At 54.1% G+C, this 16,846-nt stretch carries 18 protein-coding genes; 14 read left to right on the top strand and 4 right to left on the bottom strand.

Annotated features, from left to right (window positions below; all coding sequences use genetic code 11):
• The first annotated feature begins 7 nt into the window (after nt 1–7).
• The 3 genes from ACP3TC_RS12725 (at nt 8) to murJ (ending at nt 3,258) form a co-directional block, all read left to right on the top strand.
• A complete protein-coding gene (locus ACP3TC_RS12725) occupies nt 8–661 on the top strand; it encodes a YceH family protein (RefSeq protein WP_426816581.1) in 654 nt (217 codons plus the stop codon).
• Between the two features lies 1 nt (nt 662).
• The gene (locus ACP3TC_RS12720) at nt 663–1,589 is read left to right on the top strand and encodes a Gfo/Idh/MocA family protein (RefSeq protein WP_426816580.1); all 927 of its coding nucleotides are present in this window, start codon (nt 663–665) and stop codon (nt 1,587–1,589) included.
• A gap of 130 nt (nt 1,590–1,719) precedes the next feature.
• Nucleotides 1,720–3,258: a murein biosynthesis integral membrane protein MurJ gene (gene murJ, locus ACP3TC_RS12715; protein WP_313856998.1), complete on the top strand. Its 1,539-nt coding sequence runs from the start codon at nt 1,720–1,722 to the stop codon at nt 3,256–3,258.
• A 103-nt stretch (nt 3,259–3,361) separates the two neighbouring features.
• Here murJ and flgN read toward each other — a convergent pair whose 3' ends face one another.
• The 3 genes from flgN to flgA all read right to left on the bottom strand — a co-directional run bounded on the left by flgN (nt 3,362) and on the right by flgA (nt 4,848).
• On the bottom strand, nt 3,362–3,790 hold the full coding sequence (flgN, locus tag ACP3TC_RS12710) for a flagellar export chaperone FlgN (protein WP_313856999.1): 429 nt from the start codon (nt 3,788–3,790) through the stop codon (nt 3,362–3,364).
• Nucleotides 3,791–3,795: 5 nt separating this feature from the next.
• The gene (gene flgM / locus ACP3TC_RS12705) at nt 3,796–4,095 is read right to left on the bottom strand and encodes a flagellar biosynthesis anti-sigma factor FlgM (RefSeq protein ID WP_313857000.1); all 300 of its coding nucleotides are present in this window, start codon (nt 4,093–4,095) and stop codon (nt 3,796–3,798) included.
• 93 nt (nt 4,096–4,188) lie between these two features.
• Nucleotides 4,189–4,848 (bottom strand): flagellar basal body P-ring formation chaperone FlgA, encoded by a 660-nt coding sequence (gene flgA / locus ACP3TC_RS12700; protein ID WP_426816579.1) that lies wholly within the window; start codon nt 4,846–4,848, stop codon nt 4,189–4,191.
• Between the two features lie 156 nt (nt 4,849–5,004).
• Between flgA and flgB the strand changes: the two genes are divergently transcribed.
• The 11 genes from flgB (at nt 5,005) to flgL (ending at nt 14,924) form a co-directional block, all read left to right on the top strand.
• Complete coding sequence (gene flgB, locus ACP3TC_RS12695) at nt 5,005–5,418, top strand: flagellar basal body rod protein FlgB (protein ID WP_313857002.1); 414 nt, start codon at nt 5,005–5,007, stop codon at nt 5,416–5,418.
• 3 nt (nt 5,419–5,421) lie between these two features.
• Complete coding sequence (flgC, locus tag ACP3TC_RS12690; RefSeq protein WP_313857003.1) at nt 5,422–5,826, top strand: flagellar basal body rod protein FlgC; 405 nt, start codon at nt 5,422–5,424, stop codon at nt 5,824–5,826.
• A gap of 12 nt (nt 5,827–5,838) precedes the next feature.
• Entirely contained in the window at nt 5,839–6,504 is a 666-nt protein-coding gene (gene flgD, locus ACP3TC_RS12685; protein ID WP_313857004.1) for a flagellar hook assembly protein FlgD, read from the top strand.
• A 34-nt stretch (nt 6,505–6,538) separates the two neighbouring features.
• Entirely contained in the window at nt 6,539–7,744 is a 1,206-nt protein-coding gene (flgE, locus tag ACP3TC_RS12680; protein ID WP_313857006.1) for a flagellar hook protein FlgE, read from the top strand.
• Between the two features lie 20 nt (nt 7,745–7,764).
• Entirely contained in the window at nt 7,765–8,523 is a 759-nt protein-coding gene (locus ACP3TC_RS12675) for a flagellar basal body rod protein FlgF (protein ID WP_313857007.1), read from the top strand.
• Nucleotides 8,524–8,540: 17 nt separating this feature from the next.
• Nucleotides 8,541–9,323, top strand: a complete 783-nt coding sequence (flgG, locus tag ACP3TC_RS12670) for a flagellar basal-body rod protein FlgG (RefSeq protein WP_052897830.1) — start codon at nt 8,541–8,543, stop codon at nt 9,321–9,323.
• A 71-nt stretch (nt 9,324–9,394) separates the two neighbouring features.
• Nucleotides 9,395–10,099 carry a flagellar basal body L-ring protein FlgH gene (locus ACP3TC_RS12665; RefSeq protein WP_313857009.1) on the top strand — a complete coding sequence of 235 codons (705 nt, stop codon included), beginning with the start codon at nt 9,395–9,397 and terminating at the stop codon, nt 10,097–10,099.
• A 9-nt stretch (nt 10,100–10,108) separates the two neighbouring features.
• A complete protein-coding gene (locus tag ACP3TC_RS12660; protein ID WP_426816578.1) occupies nt 10,109–11,218 on the top strand; it encodes a flagellar basal body P-ring protein FlgI in 1,110 nt (369 codons plus the stop codon).
• The gene (gene flgJ / locus ACP3TC_RS12655; protein ID WP_426816577.1) at nt 11,218–12,156 is read left to right on the top strand and encodes a flagellar assembly peptidoglycan hydrolase FlgJ; all 939 of its coding nucleotides are present in this window, start codon (nt 11,218–11,220) and stop codon (nt 12,154–12,156) included. The genes ACP3TC_RS12660 and flgJ overlap by 1 nt, the downstream gene beginning before the upstream one ends.
• Before the next feature lie 127 nt (nt 12,157–12,283).
• The gene (flgK, locus tag ACP3TC_RS12650; protein ID WP_426816576.1) at nt 12,284–13,936 is read left to right on the top strand and encodes a flagellar hook-associated protein FlgK; all 1,653 of its coding nucleotides are present in this window, start codon (nt 12,284–12,286) and stop codon (nt 13,934–13,936) included.
• Nucleotides 13,937–13,961: 25 nt separating this feature from the next.
• Complete coding sequence (gene flgL / locus ACP3TC_RS12645) at nt 13,962–14,924, top strand: flagellar hook-associated protein FlgL (protein WP_426816575.1); 963 nt, start codon at nt 13,962–13,964, stop codon at nt 14,922–14,924.
• 95 nt (nt 14,925–15,019) lie between these two features.
• Here flgL and ACP3TC_RS12640 read toward each other — a convergent pair whose 3' ends face one another.
• The gene (locus tag ACP3TC_RS12640) at nt 15,020–16,645 is read right to left on the bottom strand and encodes a hypothetical protein (RefSeq protein WP_426816574.1); all 1,626 of its coding nucleotides are present in this window, start codon (nt 16,643–16,645) and stop codon (nt 15,020–15,022) included.
• Nucleotides 16,646–16,846: the final 201 nt, after the last annotated feature.

Below are 16,846 nucleotides of genomic sequence, written 5' to 3'. Positions count from 1 at the left end.
CCCTGATATGAAAATCGTGCTGACGCCCGTCGAGGCTCGCGTGGTCGGTTGTCTGCTGGAAAAGCAGGTCACCACACCGGAACAATATCCGATGTCGCTGAACGGCGTGGTAAGCGCCTGTAATCAAAAGTCCAATCGCGAACCGGTGATGTCGCTAAGCGAAAATGCGGTGCAGGACACGCTGGATCTGCTGGTGAAAAAACATCAGCTCAGTACGCTAAGCGGCTTTGGCAATCGGGTAGTGAAATATGAACAGCGCTTCTGCAACTCTGCCTTCGGCGATCTAAAACTGAGCAGTGCGGAAGTGGCGGTGGTTGCGACTTTATTGCTGCGCGGTGCCCAGACGCCGGGCGAATTACGTACCCGCAGTGGGCGTCTGCATGAGTTCGCCGATATGGCAGAAGTCGAGCAGACACTGGAGAAGTTACTCAGCCGGGAAGATGGCCCGTTTGTGGTGCGGCTGGCACGCGAGCCTGGCAGGCGTGAAAGTCGTTATATGCACCTGTTCAGCGGCGAAGTGAGCGAAACTGAACTGGCGGAAGCCGGTTTGCCAGAGAGTGCTTACAGCGATGAGCTGGCCGCGCGCGTTGGGGTGCTGGAAAGCGAGGTGGCCACGCTGAAACAGCAGCTTGCCTCACTGTTGGCAGAAAAAGGAGCCTGATATGACAACGCAACTGCGGGTTGGCATCGTCGGGCTGGGCGGCATTGCTCAGAAGGCATGGTTGCCGGTGGTGACCAAAACCGACGGCTGGGCGTTAGCCGGGGCTTTCTCGCCGAATCAGCAAAAAGCCACGGCGATCTGTGACAGTTATCGCATGCCCTGTTATTCCAGCCTTGAACAACTGGCGGCGCAGTCAGATGCGGTGTTTGTTCACAGCAGTACGCCAACGCATTTTCATATTGTTGGTGAGTTACTGCGTGCCGGAGTGGATGTCTGCGTTGATAAACCGCTGGCGGAGACGTTAAGCGAGGCTGAACAGCTGGTGGAACTGGCGCAAAAGCGCGGCCGTAAGCTAATGGTGGCGTTTAATCGTCGTTTTGCGCCGCGTTATCTGCAACTGAAAGCACAGCTATCCGGCTGCGCATCGATTCGCATCGATAAACATCGCAGCAACAGTGTCGGGCCGCATGATTTACGTTTCACCCTGCTGGACGACTATCTGCACGTGGTGGATACCGCGTTGTGGCTTGGCGGCGGCGTGGGGAGTCTGCGCGACGGCATTTTACAAACCAATGATGCTGGCGAGATGCTGTATGCCGAGCACCATTTTGCAGTGGGTGACTGCCAGCTGACCACCAGCATGCATCGCCGTGCCGGTAGCCAGCGCGAATCGGTCATGGCGGTATGCGACGGCAGCGTTTACCAGATCAACGATATGCGTGACTGGCAGCAGGAAACTGACGGCAAGCTGCTGATCGATCCGATTCCGGGCTGGCAAACGACGCTGGCGCAGCGCGGATTCGAAGGCGCGGCGCGACATTTTATCGACTGCGCGAAAAATCAGACTATGCCGCAAACTTCCGGCGAACAGGCTTTAATGGCGCAGCGGGTGGTGGAAAAACTGTGGCGTGAAGCAGACAAAGAATAATCCGTTGTAACAAACGTTTGTGGTTATTTCCCTGCGTACCAGTAGACTAGCCGCTGTTTATCGGGCGAGGGCCTCTCGCTCAGGCGGTTACTTACCGGACTTTCTTTATTTTCAGGAATTGCAGTAAACCATGAACCTGTTGAAATCGCTGGCTGCGGTCAGCTCGATGACTATGTTTTCGCGCGTATTAGGTTTTGCCCGCGATGCGATTGTGGCGCGGGTATTTGGTGCCGGAATGGCCACCGATGCCTTTTTTGTCGCGTTTAAACTGCCCAATCTGTTACGGCGTATTTTTGCCGAAGGGGCATTCTCGCAGGCGTTTGTGCCGATCCTCGCTGAATACAAAAGCAAGCAGGGTGAAGAGGCTACCCGGGTGTTTGTCGCGTATGTCGCGGGATTACTGACGCTGGTACTGGCGGTGGTGACCTTTATCGGCATGATTGCTGCGCCCTGGGTGATTCTGGTCACGGCCCCCGGTTTTGCCGATACCGCCGATAAATTTAACTTAACGTCCTCGTTACTGCGGATTACGTTTCCCTATATCTTACTGATTTCGCTGGCGTCACTTGCCGGTGCGATTCTCAATACCTGGAACCGTTTTTCAGTGCCGGCGTTTGCGCCGACGTTACTTAACGTCAGTATGATTGGGTTTGCCGTATTTGCTGCGCCTCACTTTAATCCGCCGGTGCTGGCACTGGCGTGGGCGGTGGTGGTGGGCGGCGTGTTGCAGCTGGGATATCAGCTGCCGCATCTGAAGAAAATTGGCATGCTGGTGATGCCGCGCCTTAATCTGAAAGACGCTGGCGTCTGGCGGGTGATGCGTCAAATGGGACCGGCAATTCTTGGCGTTTCCGTCAGCCAGATCTCGCTGATTATCAACACCATTTTTGCTTCCTTCCTGGTATCAGGTTCGGTGTCGTGGATGTATTACGCCGACCGCCTGATGGAGTTTCCTTCTGGGGTGCTGGGCGTGGCGTTAGGCACTATTCTGTTGCCATCGCTGGCGAAAAGCTTCTCCAGTGGTAATCACGATGAGTATTCACGCCTGATGGACTGGGGCTTGCGCCTCTGCTTTCTGCTGGCGCTGCCAAGCGCAGTGGCCCTCGGCATTCTGGCGAAACCGCTAACGGTTGCGCTGTTCCAGTACGGTAAATTCACCGCCTTTGATGCTTTGATGACCCAGCAGGCACTGATTGCTTATTCCGTCGGCCTGATGGGATTAATTGTCGTTAAGGTGCTGGCACCGGGTTTCTACTCGCGGCAGGATATCAAGACGCCGGTTAAGATTGCCATTGTTACGCTGGTGATCACCCAGCTGATGAACCTGGCGTTTATCGGCCCGCTTAAACATGCGGGCCTGGCGCTGTCGATTGGCCTGGCGGCCTGTCTGAATGCGTCTCTGCTCTACTGGCAGTTGCGCAAGCAAAAGATCTTCCACCCGCAGCCGGGCTGGTTTAGCTTTTTACTGCGGTTGTTAATTGCCGTGCTGGTGATGGCGGCGGCGCTGGTCGGGATGAACCTGCTGATGCCGGCATGGGATATTGGCAATATGGCCTGGCGGCTGGCGCGGCTGGCGGCAGTGTGTGCCGTCGGTGGTGGTGTTTACTTCCTGATGCTCGGACTGATGGGCTTTCGCCCGCGTGATTTTGCCCGCCGGACGGTGGCCTGATCACGCCAGAGGCAAATTGCCGGCAGGCGCGGTGAGGTCGCCGCGCCTGCATAGCGGAATTTTTTTACGGGAGCTGTTATCGGCTTTCGTGCTGGCTGGGGGTTCAGATTTTACGGCGGCCAAAAGGGCTCAACGTCTGTCCATCCGGGCCATAAAACGCCTGTGACTGGTGAGGTTTCAACAGCGCGAGCGCCTGCTCATTGTAGGCTATTTGCTGGTTGAGCAGCAGGCCGCTGTGCTGATTGGTGTTATGCAATTTCACGGTGCGCTGCTGGATGGTCTCCCAGCGCTCGGCCAGTGCCGCCTGAGCAGGATAGGGCGCAGATAAGTCAGCCTGTTTTTCTGCCTGACGCCGCATTTCATCAAGGTAGCTCAGGGTGTTCAGTAACGAACTTTTATCTTCGGTAATTTGCTGAAGTAGGTTGCTGTTGAGCTGACCGGCAGAGAGCTGCTGCTGCTCGGCGTCCATGACTTTCGCCAGTGACGAAAGCACTTCCAGCATTTTATCCAGTGCGGTCAGTAATGCGTTCATAACGGTTATTTTCTCTGCAGATCGTCTTTGGTTTGCTGGATCAGCGCATCGGCAATTTTACTGCTGTCCATTTTCAGTTCGCCGTTGCGAATGGCCGTTTTCAACTGCTCAACGCGGGCAACGTTAATGTCTTCGCTGCCTGGCTTCATCAGTTGAGACTGGGCGTCGCTGAGTTTCACCTGAGTGCCGGCTTCGCTGGTTTTGACCATTTCGCTTGGGCGCAGTTTGCTGATGCCAGCGTCGTGAGTTTCACGTGGCTGGACAGTGCTGACCGGGTTAACTGCTTGCGTTCTGTCGATGCTCATAATCTGACTCCTGTGGGTTCAGGCGAAATATTTTCTAATAATACTCTGTATGTTAATTTTATTATCGGCAGATAAAGCACCGGCTTTAGGGGTTTATAACGTTATCAGAACATTCCCATCAGCAGCGACTTTCCCGTTAACTATCTGACCATTTCCCATCCTGACGCGTACCGACTGCGCGACGACAGCATTATTGAGCGCGCGTCCTTCGCCGCTGGCATTAAAGCCTTCTCCCTGCGCAATGACCATCACATTCTGCCCGGCTTTAACTCGCCATGGCTGGCGCACCATCGATAGCGTAACCGCTTGTCCCGGCGGGATATCGCGCACGCTGATGGCGTCAATCGCTTGCTGTGGATTGAGCACTGCGCGTGCTGGCAGGGTATCAAGACGGCCGCGCATTAACTGAAGATCGGCACTGGCTAACGTGGTTCCCCGCGTGACCTGACGTGCTGCCACTACGTACTGGCCGCTGACCTGCACCTGCACCTGTAAATAACGGCGCTGCTGGCCACAATTTGCCGCCACGCTGATATTGCCCCACGGGCGGCTGTTGCCCGGCAGCGAAAAGTGCGGGGTTTCACAGGGTGGCCACTGTGCGGCAGGGGTGCGAAGCACCACTTGCATACTGTCAGCATGTTGTGCATCGCGTGCTTTGAAAAACTGATTTAGCTGCGCGGTTAAATCCGCAGCCGGTGTCTGAAGGCTGAACAGGCCGAACAAGCCCACCAGCAGAGGCGTTGCGCTACGCATTATCCGCTCCCCATTTCCCAATATGGCACTGATTCTACTCGCCTGCGCATTAGCCCAAGCCGGAATATAGCGACGCTTTTTAGCGCTATTCATTCGATAGCCCTTCCCCTTGCGCGCTTATCCTGTCCGCTCGAAATTCTCACTTGCGGAGGAAACATGCTCGACAAACTGGACGCGGCTCTGCGTTTTGGCACCGAAGCGTTAAACCTGCGGGCCCAGCGTCAGGAGATCCTGGCGTCCAACATCGCCAACGCCGACACGCCTGGCTATCAGGCGCGTGATATTGATTTTTCCAGCGAACTGAAACGTGCGCTTGAACAGGGTCGTGCGCAGGGTTCAGGACTGTCGCTGGCGCTGACGTCGGCACGTCATATTCCGGTGCAGAATCTGCAACCGCCTTCACTCGATCTGATGTACCGCATTCCTGACCAGCCCGCGATGGATGGCAATACGGTGGATATGGACCGTGAACGTACACAGTTTGCAGACAACAGCCTGAAATACCAGACCGATCTGACGCTTATCAGCGGCCAGATTAAAGGGATGATGAACGTCCTTCAGGGGCAATAAGTTATGGCACTTCTCAATATTTTTGATATCGCCGGTTCGGCGATGGCGGCACAGTCACAGCGCATGAACGTCAGTGCCAGCAACCTTGCCAACGCCGATAGCGTTACCGGTCCGGATGGACAGCCCTATGTGGCGAAGCAGGTGGTTTTTCAGGTTAACGCGGCACCCGGTCAGGCGACCGGCGGTGTGAAAGTGGCGCAGGTGATTGACGATCCGACGCCAGCCAAACTGGTGTATCAGCCCGGCAACCCGATGGCTGATGCCAGGGGCTACGTCAGGATGCCCAACGTCGACGTGGTAGGCGAAACGGTTAATACCTTGTCTGCCTCGCGCAGCTACCAGGCCAATGTCGAAGTCCTCAACACCGTCAAATCGATGATGATGAAAACGCTGACCATGGGTCAATAACGGAGAAGCGCAGTGGGCATTGCAGTTAACGTTAATCAGTCACTGGATAATACCAGTATCAGCAGCAGTTCGACCGCCAGCAGTGCGTCCGACCTGCAAAGCAACTTCCTGACGCTGCTGGTCACCCAGCTTAAAAATCAGGATCCGACCAACCCGATGGAAAATAACGAGCTGACCACTCAGCTGGCGCAGATCAATACCGTCAGCGGGATTGAGAAGCTGAACACCACCCTCGGTTCTATCTCTGGCCAGATTAACAGCAACCAGTCATTACAGGCTTCGGCGCTGATTGGCCACGGCGTGATGGTGACCGGATCGCAGATTCTGGCAGGCAGTGGACAGACCACGCCATTTGGATTTGAGCTGGCAAACGCGGCGGATAAAACCACCGTCACCATCAGAGATGCCAGTGGCAGCGTAGTGCGCACCCTCGATTTAGGCAGCCAGACCGCCGGTGTTCATACCTTTAGCTGGGACGGCACGCTGACCGATGGCACCACCGCGCCGGACGGCAAATACAGCTTTACGCTGGCGGCCAGCAATGGCGCGGATCAGCTGGTGGCCCAGCCACTCAATTATGCCTTAGTAAACGGTGTCACAGCCGATGCCAGCGGGGCAATTTTAGATCTGGGCACCATGGGCACCACCAGGCTCGATGCGATCCGCCAGATTATTTAATCATCATAATTATTATCCTTCTCAGGAGTGACACATGGCATTTTCCCAGGCGGTCAGCGGCTTAAATGCGGCGGCCAGCAATCTCGACGTCATCGGTAACAATATCGCTAACTCCGCTACCTCAGGTTTTAAATCCAGCACCGTCGCTTTCGCCGATATGTTTGCCGGTTCGAAGGTCGGTATGGGCGTGAAAGTTGCCGGTGTTATCCAGGACTTTAATGACGGCACGCCAACCACCACCAGCCGTGGCCTTGATGTGGCCATCAACCAGCAGGGTTTCTTCCGCATGGCGGACAGCAGCGGCGCGGTTTATTACAGTCGTAATGGTCAGTTCACGCTGGATGCCCAGCGTAATATCGTCAATATGCAGGGACTGGCACTGACCGGTTATCCGGCAGCAGGCAGCCCGCCAACCATTCAGACCGGTGCCGATCCGGTTACGCTAAGCGTGCCCACGACGCAGATGACGGCGAAAGCGACCCAGACAGCTTCACTGGTCGCGAACCTGAATTCCACGTCCACCGCGCCAGGCGTAACGCCTTTTAATGCCGCTGACAGTGCCAGTTTCAATGCAAAAAGCACGGTAACCACCTTCGATTCGCTCGGCAATGCGCACACCATTGACCTCTACTTCGTCAAGAGCAGCACTGCAGACAATAGCTGGTCAGTTCATCCGGTTGACAGCAGCACCGGCACTGAAACTACCGCGTTTAACATGACCTTTAATTCTAACGGCGTGATGACTTCTGACGCGGTTCATCAAATCAATATGGGCGAATTAAGCGGTTCTGACGCGCAGACATTTAATCTCAGTTTTCTGAACAGTATGCAGCAGAACACCGGCGCAAATACCTTTGGTAATCCGTCTCAGGATGGTTACAAACCTGGCGAGCTGACCAGTTATCAGATTAACGATGATGGCACCGTGGTTGGCAATTACTCCAACGAAAAAAGCCAGCTGCTTGGTCAGATCGCACTGGCTAACTTCGCCAATCCGGAAGGCCTCTCTTCAAAAGGCGATAACGTCTGGGCATCCAGTGACGCATCGGGCCAGCCACTGCTGGGCCTCGCCGGTACCGGTAATCTCGGCACCCTGACTGCGGGCGCACTGGAGTCTTCCAACGTCGATTTGAGTAAAGAGCTGGTGAACATGATTGTCGCCCAGCGTAACTACCAGTCGAATGCCCAGACGATTAAAACGCAGGATCAGATCCTGAATACGCTGGTTAACCTGCGTTGATGCGCTAACGGGATTGCCTTATGGATCACGCGATATATACCGCGATGGGCGCTGCCAGTCAGACGCTCAATCAGCAGGCGGTTACCGCCAGCAACCTCGCCAACGCCGCGACGCCGGGTTTTCGTGCACAGCTCAATGCGCTGCGCGCCGTGCCGGTCGAAGGGATGTCGTTACCCACCCGTACGCTGGTCACGGCATCAACGCCGGGTGCTGATATGTCACAGGGCAGCATGGATTACACCGAGCGCCCGCTGGATGTTGCGGTGCAGCAGGATGGCTGGCTGGCGGTGCAGGCCGCTGACGGCAGCGAAGCCTATACCCGCAACGGCAATATGCAGATCAGTCCGACCGGCGAGCTGACTATCCAGGGCAACCTGGTGATGGGTGACGGCGGGCCAATTGCTATTCCACAAAATGCCGAAATCACTATTGCGGCCGACGGTTCGATTACCGCGCTGAATCCGGGCGATCCGCCTAACGCCACGGTACAGCTCGGGCGACTGAAGCTGGTAAAAGCCGATGCGCAGGAAGTAACGCGCGGTGACGACGGGATGTTTCGTCTCACCGCCAGCGCCCAGCAGCAGCGTGGCGCGGTGCTGCAAAACGACCCGACGGTGAAAGTGATGCCTGGAGTGCTGGAGGGCAGTAACGTCAAGCCGGTAGAAACTATGGTCGATATGATCGCCAACGCACGCCGTTTCGAGATGCAAATGAAGGTGATTTCCAGCGTCGACGAAAACGAACAGCGCGCGAACCAGATCCTTAACATGAGCAGTTAAGGACAGAGGAAAAAAACATGATTCGTTCTTTATGGATAGCCAAAACCGGCCTCGATGCCCAGCAGACCAATATGGACGTCATCGCCAACAACCTGGCGAACGTCAGCACCAACGGCTTTAAACGCCAGCGTGCGGTATTTGAAGATCTGATGTACCAGACGTTGCGTCAGCCTGGGGCGCAGTCCTCCGAACAGACCACGCTGCCGTCCGGTTTACAGATCGGTACTGGCGTGCGTCCGGTCGCCACCGAGCGTCTGCACAGCCAGGGCAACCTGTCGCAGACCGATTCGTCTAAAGATGTGGCGATTAATGGCCAGGGCTTTTTCCAGGTGCAGATGCCGGACGGTTCGCTGGCTTATACCCGCGATGGTTCATTCCAGACTGACCAGAATGGTCAGCTGGTGACGAACGGCGGTTTTCCGATCCAGCCTGCCATTACCATTCCGGCCAATGCCCTGAGCATGACCATTGGTCGCGACGGCACCGTCAGTGTAACCCAGCAAGGGCAAACCCAGCCGGTACAGGTCGGGCAGTTAACCCTGAGTACCTTTATCAATGATGCCGGTCTGGAAAGCGTCGGTGAGAACCTGTATCAGGAGACTCAGGCATCAGGCGCGCCAACCGACAGTACTCCTGGCCTGAACGGTGCTGGTTTGCTGTATCAGGGCTATGTGGAAACCTCTAACGTCAATGTTGCTGAAGAGCTGGTCAGCATGATTCAGACCCAGCGCGCCTATGAAATTAACAGCAAGGCGATCAGCACCTCCGATCAGATGTTGCAGAAACTGACGCAGCTGTAACGCCGCTGAAGGTGTAGTAAGGGCGGGCGTCAGTCCGCCTTCATAACCGACTTTTAAAAGGTAGTGATTCCGTGGCGAAGCAATCAGATAACAAGCCTGGACGTTGGTTAGTGGCAACTGTGCTGCTGACCCTCAACGGTTGTGCCTTAGTTCCGCGCACGCCTCTGGTGGAAGGCTCGACAACGGCGCAGCCGCTGCCCGCATCGCCACCGACGGTTAACGGTTCGATTTTTCAGGGCGTCATGCCAATGAACTACGGCTACCAGCCGCTGTTCGAGGATCGCCGCCCGCGCAATATTGGCGATACCCTGACCATTACGTTACAGGAAAACGTCAGCGCCAGTAAAAGTTCTTCGGCTAACGCCAGCCGCGATGGCAGTTCAGCCGTCGGCCTGACCGCGGTGCCGCGCGCACTGACCGGGCTGCTGGGCGGGGATAAAACCGCGCTGGCCGGTGAAGGCAAAAATGACTTTGCCGGGAAAGGCGGCGCGTCAGCCAATAACACATTTACCGGCACCATTACGGTGACCGTCAATCAGCTGCTGCCTAACGGCAATCTGAAAGTGGTGGGTGAGAAGCAAATTGCCATTAACCAGGGCACGGAATTTATTCGTTTCTCCGGTGTGGTTAACCCGCGCACCATTAGCGGCAGTAACTCGGTAGTCTCTACCCAGGTTGCCGATGCGCGAATTGAGTATGTCGGTAACGGCTATATCAATGAGGCGCAGAATATGGGCTGGCTGCAACGATTCTTCCTGAATGCGTCACCGATGTAAGAGGTAGTAATGCGTAAATCACTTATTCTTCGCGCGGCATTTTTCCTGCTGCTTGCCGTCAGTTCGCTGGCGTCTGCCGATCGAATCCGCGATCTGACCAGCGTGCAGGGCGTGCGCGATAACTCACTGATCGGTTATGGCCTGGTGGTCGGGCTGGATGGCACCGGCGATCAGACCATGCAGACGCCGTTCACCACTCAGTCGCTGAATAACATGCTGTCACAGCTTGGAATTACCGTGCCACCGGGCACCAATATGCAGCTGAAAAACGTCGCGGCGGTGATGATCACCGCCAAACTGCCGGCGTTTGGCCGCCAGGGGCAGCAGATCGACGTGGTGGTTTCATCAATGGGGAATGCGAAAAGCCTGCGCGGCGGCACGCTGCTGATGACGCCGCTGAAAGGGGTCGATAACCAGGTGTATGCGCTGGCGCAGGGCAATATCCTGGTCGGCGGTGCCGGTGTCGCCGCCGGAGGCAGCAGCGTTCAGGTGAATCAGCTCAACGGCGGACGCATTAGCGGTGGCGCGACCATTGAACGTGAACTGCCAACCAATTTTGGCACCGCCAACGTGATCAATCTGCAACTGAATGAAGAAGACTTCAGTATGGCGCAGCGCATTACCGATGCGATAAACAGCCGCAGTGGTTACGCGGCGGCGCAAGCGCTGGATGCGCGTACCGTGCAGATCAGAACCTCGGCGCATAACAGCTCACAGGTACGCCTGCTGGCGGATATCCAGAATATTGAGGTGTCTGTTCCGATTCAGGATGCCAAAGTGATCATCAACTCACGCACCGGTTCGGTGGTAATGAACCGCGAAGTGACGCTCAGCACCTGTGCCATCGCGCAGGGTAATCTGTCGGTCACGGTGAACCGGTCGCTGGACGTTAATCAGCCGGATACGCCGTTTGGTGGCGGCCAGACGGTGGTGACGCCACAAACTCAGATCGATCTGCGTCAGGAAGGTGGCGCATTACAGCGGGTGAGTGCCAGCGCCAATCTGAATAATGTTGTGCGGGCGCTGAATGCGCTGGGGGCAACGCCAATGGAGCTGATGTCGATTCTGCAATCGATGCAGAGCGCCGGCTGTCTGCGCGCCAGACTGGAAATTGACTGATGAATCAATCGCAATCGCTGATGAGCGCGGCGTATGACAGCCAGTCGCTTAACGATCTGAAACGCCAGGCGAGTCACGATCCGAAGGGAAAAGCGTTACAGGTGGCGAAACAGGTGGAAGGGATGTTTGTGCAGATGATGCTGAAAAGTATGCGGCAGGCGCTGCCGCAGGATGGCATGCTCAGTACTGAACAAACGCGGATGTACACCTCAATGTACGATCAGCAGATTGCGCAGCAGATTGGCGCGAAAGGGCTCGGCCTCGCCGACACCATCGTCAGGCAGATGAGTCCGGCAGCAAAGCCGGACGAGTCTGCCGGTACGCTGCCGATGCCGCTGGATAAGAGCTTTATCAATACGCTGCCGGCCGTCGAACTGGAACAGAGGGTGCGCCGCGCGCTGCCGAAAATACCGACAACGGCAGTGCCGCTAAGTGGTGACAGCAGCGAATTTATTGCCCGACTGGCACAACCGGCGCAGCAGGCCAGCGCTGAAAGTGGTATTCCACACCATCTGATTCTGGCGCAGGCGGCACTGGAGTCTGGCTGGGGCCAGCGTCAGATCCTGACCCGTGACGGCAAGCCAAGCTTCAACCTGTTTGGTATCAAAGCCAACAGCAGCTGGCAGGGCGATAAAACCGAGATTACCACCACCGAATATGAGCATGGCGTAGCGAAAAAAGTGAAGGCCAGCTTTCGCGTCTACAACTCTTACGCCGAAGCATTAAACGATTACGTTAAATTGATCACTAATAATCCCCGCTATGCCGCCGTTGCCAGCGCGCAAACTGCCGAACAGGGCGCGCAGGCCTTGCAGGCCGCAGGCTACGCTACCGATCCGAAATATGCGCAAAAACTGACAGGAATGATTCAGCAATTCAGGAGCATGGGCGAAAAAGTGGTTAAAGCTTACAGCAGCGATTTAACGAAATTGTTCTGAATTTCTACTCAAGTTTTGCGGTAAAACGCCGATAACCCTGACAGGCCGGGTGCAGTGAAATACGCACTCCGGCAATCGTTTTATTCAATGCCGGCCCGAAGATTGTGCGGGATAATAAGGAACCGACATGTCCAGTTTAATTAACTCCGCCATGAGCGGTTTGAGCGCTGCGCAGGCGGCGTTAAGCACTACCGGTAATAATATCAGTAACTACAACGTTGCCGGTTATTCGCGTCAGACAGCGATTCTGGCACAGGCACAAAGCACTCTTAATGGCGGCAGTTATTACGGCAACGGCGTAACGGTGACCGGTGTCAATCGCGAGTATGATGCGTTTATTACCGCGCAGTTGCGCGGTGCCAGCGCACAAAGTAGTGCCACCAGTACTCAGTATCAGCAAATATCGAATATAGATAATATGCTGTCGACATCGTCCAGTAATCTGTCCAGTACCCTGCAAGACTTTTTCACCAATCTGCAGAATGTGGTCAGTAACGCAGACGATCCTTCTGCGCGTCAGACGCTGTTGGGTAAGGCCGATGGGCTGGTGAATCAGTTTCAGGTGACCGATCAGTACCTGCGCAGTATGGATAGCAGCGTCAATACCTCGATCTCAGCCAGCGTTGACCAGATTAATGGCTATGCCAGACAGATTGCCAACCTTAATCAGCAAATCAGTAAGCTGACCGGCGCAGGTGCCGGTGCTGAACCCAACGGTATGCTCGATCAGCGCGATCAGCTGGTTAACGAGCTGAATAAGCTGGTGGGTGTGACGGTATCGCAGCAGGATGGCAGCTATAACCTGTCATTAGCGAACGGTACTTCGCTGGTCAACGGCGCTAACGCCAGTCAGTTGGTGGCAATGGCATCCAGCAGTGATCCCTCCCGCACCACGGTCGGCTACGTTGATGCAAAGGCGGGTAATGTCGAGATCCCGGAAAAATTGATCGCCAGTGGTTCACTGGGCGGCCTGTTGAGTTTCCGCAGTGAGAATCTGGATGCGGCGCGCAATCGTCTTGGCCAGCTGGCAATGACATTTGCTGACAGCTTTAACAGTCAGCACAAAGCCGGCGTCGACAGCAATGGCGATGCGGGTAAAGACTTCTTCAGCTTCGGTGGTCCGACGGTCATCAGTAACAGCAAAAATAGCTCGGCGACCACGCTCAGCGCGCAGCTGAAGGACAGCAGTGCGGTGCAGGCCACTGATTACAATGTCAGTTACGACGGATCAAACTGGAACGTTACGCGCCTGTCAGATAACACCAGCGTCAAGGCGACCGCAGGTACGGACCCGGACAGTGGTCAGCCAACGCTCAGTTTTGATGGACTGCAGGTCAACATCAGTGGTACGCCTGGCGCGAAAGACAGTTTTACCGTGAAGCCGGTCGCCAATGCGGTGGTGAATATGGATGTGGTCATTACCGATGAGGCCAAAATTGCCGCCGCCGCAGAAGCGGGCGGTGCCAGTGATAACCGTAATGCTCAGAAGCTGCTGGATTTACAGACCAAAAAAGTGGTGAACGGTAACAGCACCCTGAGCCAGGCGTATGCCAGTCTGGTGAGTGAAGTGGGTAACAACACCAGCGCGCTGAAAACCACCAGTGCTACCCAGGATAATCTGGTGACGCAGTTGAGTAATCGTCAGCAGTCGGTTTCAGGCGTCAACCTCGATGAAGAATATGGCGCGCTGCAGCAGTTTCAACAGTATTACATGGCGAATGCGCAGGTTCTGCAAACCGCCTCAGCGATTTTTAACGCGCTGATTGGCATTCGTGGTTGATTGAATTGAATAAGGATTAACGACCGTGCGACTCAGTACCAGCATGATGTATAGCCAGCAAATGAAGGGCATTTCGGATGCCCAGTCATCCTGGATGAAGGCGGGCGAACAGCTCTCTACGGGCAAACGCGTGATTAACCCCTCGGACGATCCGATTGCTGCGTCGCGTGCGGTAGTGCTGGCGCAGTCTCAGGCGCAAAACAGCCAGTATTCACTGGCGCGCACCTTTGCTACGCAGAATATCTCGCTGGAAGAGAATACACTTTCCAGCGTTACCAGTAGCATTCAGGATGCCCAGCAGCTGATGGTTAATGCTGGCACCGGCACGCTGAGCGACGATGATCGCGGCTCACTGGCTACTCAGCTGGAAGGTATTCGTGCGCAGTTGCTGAATATGGCCAATACCACCGATGGTAATGGCCGCTATATTTTTGCTGGCTATAAAAGCGATACGCCACCCTTTGACGACAGCAACGGTAGCGTCAGCTATGTCGGTGGCAATGATGCCATCACGCAAAAAGTCGATGCCAGCCGCACCATGACGGTAAGTCATACCGGGAATAGCGTTTTTATGGCGATCACCGGTAACTCGGTGAAAGAACCTGACGGCAGCAGCAGCGAGACCAGCCTGTTCAACATGCTTGATAGCGCCATTACCGCTTTGCGTACGCCACAGGAAGGGGCAGATGAAGCGACAAAGGCCGACTTTAGCGCGGCAATTGATAAAACTAACCGCGGCTTGCGGAACTCGCTGAACAATGTACTGACGGTTCGCTCGGAGCTGGGCACGCAACTCAGTGAACTGGATAATCTTGATTCACTGGGTGATGACCGCAGTCTGATTTACAGCACCCAGATGAGCGACCTGGTGGATGTGGATTACAACAGCACTATTTCCACTTACATGATGCAACAAACTGCGCTGCAGGCCTCGTATAAGACCTTTAGCGATATGTCCGGAATGTCGCTGTTCCAGCTTAATAAATAATCCCTCATCCCGTTAGTCGTTGTTTTGCGGCTAACGGGATATTTTGATCTTCAGAGAAGAGTGAGGCTGCCTGAGCAGAGCACGCTCGGCAGAGTTTATTCCGTTACCGGAAAGATCGGTTCCCAGTTATCTGGTTTATATCGCACGGTAATTTTACCGTAATTACCATAGAGATCTCTGACTTCAATCACCGAGTCATTGTTGTGCGCTCCCCAGCGGTAACTTTCGGTTGCGGCATAGGTTTTATAGTAAGTCAGCTGAGAGCGATGCACGGAGATCCAGGTAAAAGGAGGTGTTGCAGGATCGGTCACAAAGTAGGACCCCGCCACTTCAAAATAAGAGACCAGTTCAACATCCAGATCTTTCGTTTCCCAGCTGGTCGGAGAGTCATATCCCGGCATAAAGCCATAATATTCCCCGTTATTCATTACTGACCAGGTGTTAATATTAAACGCGCCGTCTAACGTTTGCCAGGGCAGTAAGGCACTGACATCATTGTTGTAATTGAACACGGTTTTATCTGAAAGCGGTAATCTTGGTGCCAAAACACCGATGTTATTAATTGATAAGAAAGCAGGATGCGATGGAGTAAACTCAAAGCGAAACTCTTGATCGCAAAAATAAGTGTCATCTTCTCCGGTCCACGGACGTTGAGTTTCAAAATACTGCTTAGTTGATGTTGGCATGGCAATCACATTCCAGTTAGTGGTGTCGGAATAGTTGATGCTCTGCAGTGTCTCAATTTCCAGCTGTTCATGATCTTTGGTTTTATCTGATACTTCGGGTAAGTCCAGCTGAGCATAGATCTCATAGTCCATACTGTTTTCCGCAGTAGAGAAATAGACTATAGCGAACGATTCATTATCATCTTCTGCGTGATGCGCAGCCGGTGATAAATCAGAGGGGAGATTGAGATTTTGGCTCTCATCACGATTATAAACGAAACAGCTGAATTGTTTTTGATTGCCCAGTTTAGCCTTGACCGTCGTGTAGGCGCTATCCGCCATGGTGAATTGATACTGTTTTTCAAAGAAAGTTCCATCGACACCCTGGCTAACGACTTTCTCATCGTCGACAAATAATTCAATAAAATTGATATCGTCATCTTCGATAGTCTGAAAGGCTACGCTTACCGGAACAATATCGCCTGGGCGCGCGTGGGCTGAACTGGGGTTAGGTAAATTATTTGGCCGGTTGAATATAATGCTGGATTCCTGCTCTGGAAAAGGGACCACTATGTTGTGAGTGGCTACGGCGGTATTATCCAGTTGATCCGTCACGCTGGCTTTTAAGACAATGTTCCCGGCTGGAAGGGTATGGTATTTTGACCATGTGACGGTGTTGCTGGCATAGTCTGTGGCTTCGATAACGGTTTCTTTATTTCGATAAATATAACTTACCGTCAATTTTTTTATATTAATATCAGAACCGGTCTGCGCGGCTACCTTGATAAAGACAAAATCATATTCTGACAATGAATCTGGCGTGTCGGGTTTGATAAAATTTACGGCCGGTGGCTTGACTACCTGTTTGTACTCTACCGCATTGGCGTAATCGTCGGCGATATTCCAGTAAGTCAATTCGCTATTTTTATCTGACAGCGGCTTCATTGCTACGGGAGTGCCATCGTTAAGAAAAAATTTCAGCCTGTTATCTTTCAGCAACTGCCCCTGAGACAGTTTTACGGGTTTTTGATCCGCATCCAATAATAACAGGCGCACTTTTACCGGTAGCTGGTTCCAGCCATTACTGTAAATGACCGCTGAGCGATCGGTGCTGTCACGGTATTCCAGGTGGAATTCAGCAATATATTTAATTTTATCCGCGTCATCCTGAAGGCACTCGGCTATCTCTCGAAAAAAACCGTTGGTGTTCGTTTTTTTAGATAATGTCATTTTAACTCCTTTTAAATGATATCTGTC

Source organism: Winslowiella sp. 2C04, from assembly GCF_050037805.1.
Classification (GTDB): Bacteria; Pseudomonadota; Gammaproteobacteria; order Enterobacterales; family Enterobacteriaceae; genus Erwinia; species Erwinia toletana_A.
The sequence above is the reverse complement of the archived record's forward strand: the minus strand, read 5'-3'. Positions and strand labels throughout refer to the sequence as shown.

What these genes read in the sequence shown, in the direction of transcription:
- ACP3TC_RS12725 (WP_426816581.1), top strand. Translation starts at nt 8, where the DNA reads ATGAAAATCGTGCTGACGCCCGTCGAGGCTCGCGTGGTCGGTTGTCTG.
- ACP3TC_RS12720 (WP_426816580.1), top strand. Translation starts at nt 663, where the DNA reads ATGACAACGCAACTGCGGGTTGGCATCGTCGGGCTGGGCGGCATTGCT.
- murJ (WP_313856998.1), top strand. Translation starts at nt 1,720, where the DNA reads ATGAACCTGTTGAAATCGCTGGCTGCGGTCAGCTCGATGACTATGTTT.
- flgN (WP_313856999.1), bottom strand. Translation starts at nt 3,790, where the DNA reads ATGAACGCATTACTGACCGCACTGGATAAAATGCTGGAAGTGCTTTCG.
- flgM (WP_313857000.1), bottom strand. Translation starts at nt 4,095, where the DNA reads ATGAGCATCGACAGAACGCAAGCAGTTAACCCGGTCAGCACTGTCCAG.
- flgA (WP_426816579.1), bottom strand. Translation starts at nt 4,848, where the DNA reads ATGCGTAGCGCAACGCCTCTGCTGGTGGGCTTGTTCGGCCTGTTCAGC.
- flgB (WP_313857002.1), top strand. Translation starts at nt 5,005, where the DNA reads ATGCTCGACAAACTGGACGCGGCTCTGCGTTTTGGCACCGAAGCGTTA.
- flgC (WP_313857003.1), top strand. Translation starts at nt 5,422, where the DNA reads ATGGCACTTCTCAATATTTTTGATATCGCCGGTTCGGCGATGGCGGCA.
- flgE (WP_313857006.1), top strand. Translation starts at nt 6,539, where the DNA reads ATGGCATTTTCCCAGGCGGTCAGCGGCTTAAATGCGGCGGCCAGCAAT.
- ACP3TC_RS12675 (WP_313857007.1), top strand. Translation starts at nt 7,765, where the DNA reads ATGGATCACGCGATATATACCGCGATGGGCGCTGCCAGTCAGACGCTC.
- flgG (WP_052897830.1), top strand. Translation starts at nt 8,541, where the DNA reads ATGATTCGTTCTTTATGGATAGCCAAAACCGGCCTCGATGCCCAGCAG.
- ACP3TC_RS12660 (WP_426816578.1), top strand. Translation starts at nt 10,109, where the DNA reads ATGCGTAAATCACTTATTCTTCGCGCGGCATTTTTCCTGCTGCTTGCC.
- flgJ (WP_426816577.1), top strand. Translation starts at nt 11,218, where the DNA reads ATGAATCAATCGCAATCGCTGATGAGCGCGGCGTATGACAGCCAGTCG.
- flgK (WP_426816576.1), top strand. Translation starts at nt 12,284, where the DNA reads ATGTCCAGTTTAATTAACTCCGCCATGAGCGGTTTGAGCGCTGCGCAG.